Genomic DNA, 4,888 nt, shown 5'->3' with positions numbered 1-4,888 from the left:
AGGTTTTGCGTGAGCCAGTCGTTCAATATCTGGCGGGTTCGGAACAAAGGATAGCTCCTTTTTGGAATATAATCACATGGTACCCGACACAATGTTGTAGCCGACAGATTGGTGTGCGAAATAAAAGGTCTTGCCCGCCAGCGCGTCAATCTGTGCTTGACTCAGCACAGGCAGTTGCAGCTCGCCAGACTTTCATATTGCCATCCTCACCGCTACAAGCAACCAGACCGAACAAACTTGCACCCAACAACACAATGGTAAACAGTGACTTTCTATAACTCATTTTTCACTTCACTCCAAAGAAGCTTCGCAAGCCGCACCGGGAATCTGCAAATTGACAATCAGGCAGCATTCCAGCCTTTACCATCAGAAGGTCTTAGCCGGCTAAGTGACTCAAATACCAGCCAGCAGCCTCATCCAACCCGGTTTCGATGGAATACTTCGGCTCGTAGCCCAGCAATGTCCTTGCCTTGCCGATGTCCGCGAGGGAATGGAGCACATCTCCTGCTCGAAAATCCCGGTATTCAGGTTGCAGATCCGCGGCTTCGGGATAAGAGATCTGTACACGGGAACGAATCAGCCCAAACAGGTCGTTCAATGAAGTCCTCTCGCCAAAAGCGACGTTGTATACCTGATCAACAGCCGCATCTTCTTCTGCAACAGCGGCCAGCAGGTTTGCCTGCACACAGTTATCAATATAGCAAAAATCACGGCTGGTGCTGCCATCACCATTGATAAACAGCTCTTTTCCCTGAATCATGCCGGCAAACCACTTGGGAATGACGGCCGCATAGGCACCATCCGGATCCTGCCGCCGGCCAAAGATATTGAAATAGCGCAACCCGATGGTCTTGAAACCGTAGGTTCGGGCAAACACTTTCGCATACAGCTCATCGACCAGTTTGGTCACCGCGTATGGAGAAAGTGGATTGCCGATCTTGTCTTCCACCTTGGGAAGGTCGGGATGATCGCCATAGGTTGAACTGGAAGCGGCATAGACAAAACGCCTTACCCCGGCATCCCTGGCAGCAATCAGCATGTTAAGAAAACCGGTGATGTTGTTTGCATTGGTGAGCGCAGGATCTTCAATAGAGCGAGGAACAGAACCCAGTGCTGCCTGATGCAGCACATAGTCCACCTTGGCACAGGCCGCGCTGCAGTCACCGGGATTGCGGATATCGCCTTCTATAAAGGTGAAGTTCTGCCACTGCTGCTCGGAGACCAGCCCCTGCACTTCATCCAGGTTGTGCTGAAACCCGGTGGAAAAATTGTCCAGCCCCACCACTTTCTGGTCGAGCCTGAGCAGGGTCTCCAGCAGGTTGGAGCCGATGAAACCCGCCACGCCGGTGATCAGCCAGCGGGACTGCGTGCCTTGCAGATCCTCCTGCAGTTTCTCATAGGCCGTTACATCCGCCATGATCAAAGCCGCCAGAAAATGGTGCCGTCCGGCACCTCATTCGGGTCGAGCATGGACTTCACATCCAGCAGGCAGCCGTCATCAGACAGCATCCCGGTAAAGTTGCTGATGGCCATTTCCCTGAACTGCTCGTGGGGAACGGCAATGATCAGGGCACCCAGGTCCTTGAAATCCTTCAGATCCGTCATTGGCCGATTCATGTAGGCTTCTGCCTGTGAGCGGTCTGCCACCGGGTCGAACACGATCGGCTCGATACCGTATTCGAGCAGTTCATCGATGATATCCACTACCCGTGAATTCCGGAGATCCGGGCAGTCTTCCTTGAAAGTCAGCCCCAGAATGCCGACCTTGCTGACGCCCGGCTGATGATTGTTGGACAACATCAGCTTCACCGCTTTCTCGGCCACGAACTTGCCCATGTTGTCGTTGATGCGGCGCCCCGCCAGGATCACCTGCGGGTTGTAACCCACGGCTTCGGCCTTATGGGTCAGGTAATAGGGGTCCACACCGATACAGTGTCCTCCAACCAGGCCGGGACGGAAAGGCAGGAAATTCCACTTGGAGCCGGCAGCCTCGAGCACGTGCAGAGTATCGATATCCAGCCTGTCGAATATGATGGCCAGCTCATTGATCAGGGCAATATTGAGGTCGCGCTGGGTATTTTCGATCACCTTCGCCGCCTCTGCTTCCTTGATGGACGCCGCACGGAAAACACCTGCCTCGATGATGGACTCGTACAATCCGGCAACCGCTTCGAGGCACTCGTCATCATCGCCCGAAACCACTTTCACGATGCGGGTCAGCGTATGCACCTTGTCACCGGGGTTGATGCGCTCGGGCGAATAGCCCACGTGGAAGTCCTGCTTCCATTTCAGACCCGATTCCTGTTCCAGGATCGGCACGCAGACCTCTTCCGTCAAACCGGGGTAAACCGTTGATTCAAATACGACAGTAGCACCTTTCTTCAGCACCTTGCCTGCCGTATGCGTCGCTCCCACCAGGGGGGTAAGATCCGGCTGATTGGCCTCGTCGATGGGCGTGGGCACCGCCACGATCAGGAAATCGGACTGCGCCAGCTGCGCGGCGTCCGTGGTAAAAGCCAGCTGTTTGGATGCCTGGAACTGCGCATCCTCGACCTCACCCGTCGGGTCCGAACCATTGCGGTAGCAGGTGATCACCTCCTCCTTGAGATCCAAACCAACAGTCTTGTACTTTTTCCCGAATTCGATTGCCAGAGGCAGGCCGACGTAGCCCAGGCCAATGACGCCTATTTCTGGAGAAGAGCTCATATTCATCTGTCAATTTTCCTTGATAATCTTAACGGCATGCCGGCATACCGGGTCAATGAGTTGTGCAATACCACGCAAAAGATCGCCAATTGTAACCGAGATAACTGATAAGGCGCTATTTTTCGTGGGGAAACGGCCAAACAATCCCTTTATTCACCAAGCATGCTCTTTTTTCATGCTCTTTATTTCTTCAGCGATATAGATTCAGCGATCCTATTCCGCCAGATCCGTTGTGATCACAACGCTCCCGTGAGAAAATCCCTCACCCGACACGGACTCCCCATGAAGAACAAGAAGCAATCTATTTTACAATTCTGGCAACTCCTTCAGTTCCGGGTTCAATGCCGTCTGAAATCTGAAGCCAGTACCAGCTATCTCAGTTACGGCTGGTGGGTTCTGGAACCCGTCCTTCACATGGGAATGTTCTACCTGATTTTTAAGGTTCTTCTGAACAGGGGAACAGAGGACTTCGTAGCCTATCTTCTTTGCGGTCTGATTCCCTGGCTTTGGTTCAACAAAAGCATAAGCAATGCAAGCGGCTCTATCTCCTCAGCCAGGGGAATAATGATGCAGACGCGCATCCCGGTAATACTGTTTCCTGCAGAAGTGGTAGCCCAAGACAGCCTCAGGCAACTCATTGTTTTTTCTGTGTTATTTGTTTTTCTACTCCTATGCGGAGAACCATTTACCATTTATTGGACAGCCGTGATACCTGTCGTTATTGTTCAATTGCTGTTTACATTTGCCTTGAGCTTATTGGTGGCCGCCATAATCCCTTTCCTCCCCGATGTCAGGTTTCTTATTCAAACCGGTTTGCTCATGCTGATGATGGGATCAGGCATCTTCTATTCCTATGAGGTCATCTTGCCGGAGCATCGCAGCCTGTTTTTTATGAATCCCATGGCCAATCTGATACACAATTATAGGCGGGTGCTCATGTACCAACAATGGCCAGACTGGCAAGCCCTGGCTCTAATCGGGCTGGCATCGCTGGTACTCATCGTGGTACTCACCCGTTTGCTGCGTGGAGGCAATGCCACATACGCGAGACTTATTCTGGAGTCCTGATCCTTGAATACACTGGCGGTATCGGTTTCTGACATCTATATGGGCTATCGGCGACGTGTTTCCCTGAAAAAACGGGAACGAAAGCCGGTTTTTCAAGGGCTTTCCTTTGAAGTAAACAAAGGAGACACTCTTGGCATCATTGGCAAGAACGGGGCCGGGAAAAGCACTTTGCTGCGTCTGATTGCCGGCATCCTTGATCCAGATTCCGGAAAAATCGACCGGCACAATCACAGCGTTTCCCTGCTGTCTCTGAATCTGGGTCTTGATCCACAGCTTTCCGGTAGGGACAACGCCATTCTCAGTGCTGTTCTTCTGGGACTCACAAGGCAAGAAGCAGAAAACAAACTTCCCAGCATTATGGCTTTCTCAGAATTGGGCAAAGCCATTGATGACCCGGTAAAAACTTATTCATCCGGCATGAAAACCCGTCTCGGATTTTCTGTTGCCTTGCACCTCAAACCCGATATCCTGCTGATCGACGAAGTCCTGGAAGTGGGAGATGCCAGATTCAGACAAAAATCAGCTCAGGCACTTGCTGATAAAATCAATTCTAATCAAACAGTTATACTGGTTTCACACCAACTGGCTCAAATCGAAAAGCTCTGCACAAAAGTACTCTGGATTGAAAACGGCATGTTGCGGGAATTGGGGCCGGTAAAAGACATTCTGGGCGAATATCTCAAAGCCACCACCAAACCATCCTGATTCCAAATATCTCCTCCATCATTCGCTGCCAGCCATGGAGAGCGAAGCGAAGGCTGGTAGACCCCAGTAGCCGCGAGACCGCACTGCTTACCCGTCGTGCGCATAGCGCCAGAGGGGAAGCAAAGTAGGCATCCAAACGCGGCGTCCAGTCATTGGGAGCCAAGTACGGAGCAGCAACGAGCTTGCGAAGTTGTTGCGTAGTGCTTGGTGACCAGGACGGCTGGGGCACCAATAGGTTGTCAAAGGCCGAGTCGATTTTGGGGACTGGGATGTCCCAAAATCTATCACGAGGCCGAAGACACGCTTGCTCCATGTGTCACAGATCAACATACAGCGCATTTGGGTTGCGCAAAACAAATAAAGTGCTATAGTAACTACTCACCCCTAAGACTGAGTACAAGCCTGCCTC

Annotated in this window: 5 protein-coding genes; 2 read left to right on the top strand and 3 right to left on the bottom strand. The window is 52.0% G+C overall.

The features are described 5' to 3' along the window. Positions 1–376: 376 nt before the first annotated feature. Together ACOCD2_RS12330 and ACOCD2_RS12325 are read right to left on the bottom strand one after the other, a co-directional pair. Entirely contained in the window at positions 377–1,417 is a 1,041-nt protein-coding gene (locus ACOCD2_RS12330; protein WP_293648163.1) for an NAD-dependent epimerase/dehydratase family protein, read from the bottom strand. A gap of 2 nt (positions 1,418–1,419) precedes the next feature. Continuing rightward, on the bottom strand, positions 1,420–2,712 hold the full coding sequence (locus ACOCD2_RS12325; RefSeq protein ID WP_305800306.1) for a nucleotide sugar dehydrogenase: 1,293 nt from the start codon (positions 2,710–2,712) through the stop codon (positions 1,420–1,422). Positions 2,713–2,988: 276 nt separating this feature from the next. On the opposite strand from ACOCD2_RS12325, the gene ACOCD2_RS12320 reads away from it, so the two are divergent. Together ACOCD2_RS12320 and ACOCD2_RS12315 are read left to right on the top strand one after the other, a co-directional pair. Continuing rightward, positions 2,989–3,774 carry an ABC transporter permease gene (locus ACOCD2_RS12320; RefSeq protein WP_293648166.1) on the top strand — a complete coding sequence of 262 codons (786 nt, stop codon included), beginning with the start codon at positions 2,989–2,991 and terminating at the stop codon, positions 3,772–3,774. A gap of 3 nt (positions 3,775–3,777) precedes the next feature. Then, entirely contained in the window at positions 3,778–4,479 is a 702-nt protein-coding gene (locus ACOCD2_RS12315; RefSeq protein ID WP_293648169.1) for an ABC transporter ATP-binding protein, read from the top strand. On the opposite strand, the gene ACOCD2_RS12310 is transcribed toward ACOCD2_RS12315, so the two are convergent. Beyond that, positions 4,454–4,708 carry a hypothetical protein gene (locus ACOCD2_RS12310; RefSeq protein ID WP_294042126.1) on the bottom strand — a complete coding sequence of 85 codons (255 nt, stop codon included), beginning with the start codon at positions 4,706–4,708 and terminating at the stop codon, positions 4,454–4,456. The genes ACOCD2_RS12315 and ACOCD2_RS12310 overlap by 26 nt on opposite strands. Between the last annotated feature and the right edge of the window lie 180 nt (positions 4,709–4,888).

It is taken from the genome of Thiolapillus sp. (genome assembly GCF_048562965.1).
GTDB lineage: Bacteria > Pseudomonadota > Gammaproteobacteria > Chromatiales > Chromatiaceae > Thiolapillus > Thiolapillus brandeum_A.
This window is presented reverse-complemented; position numbering and strand designations above follow the sequence as displayed.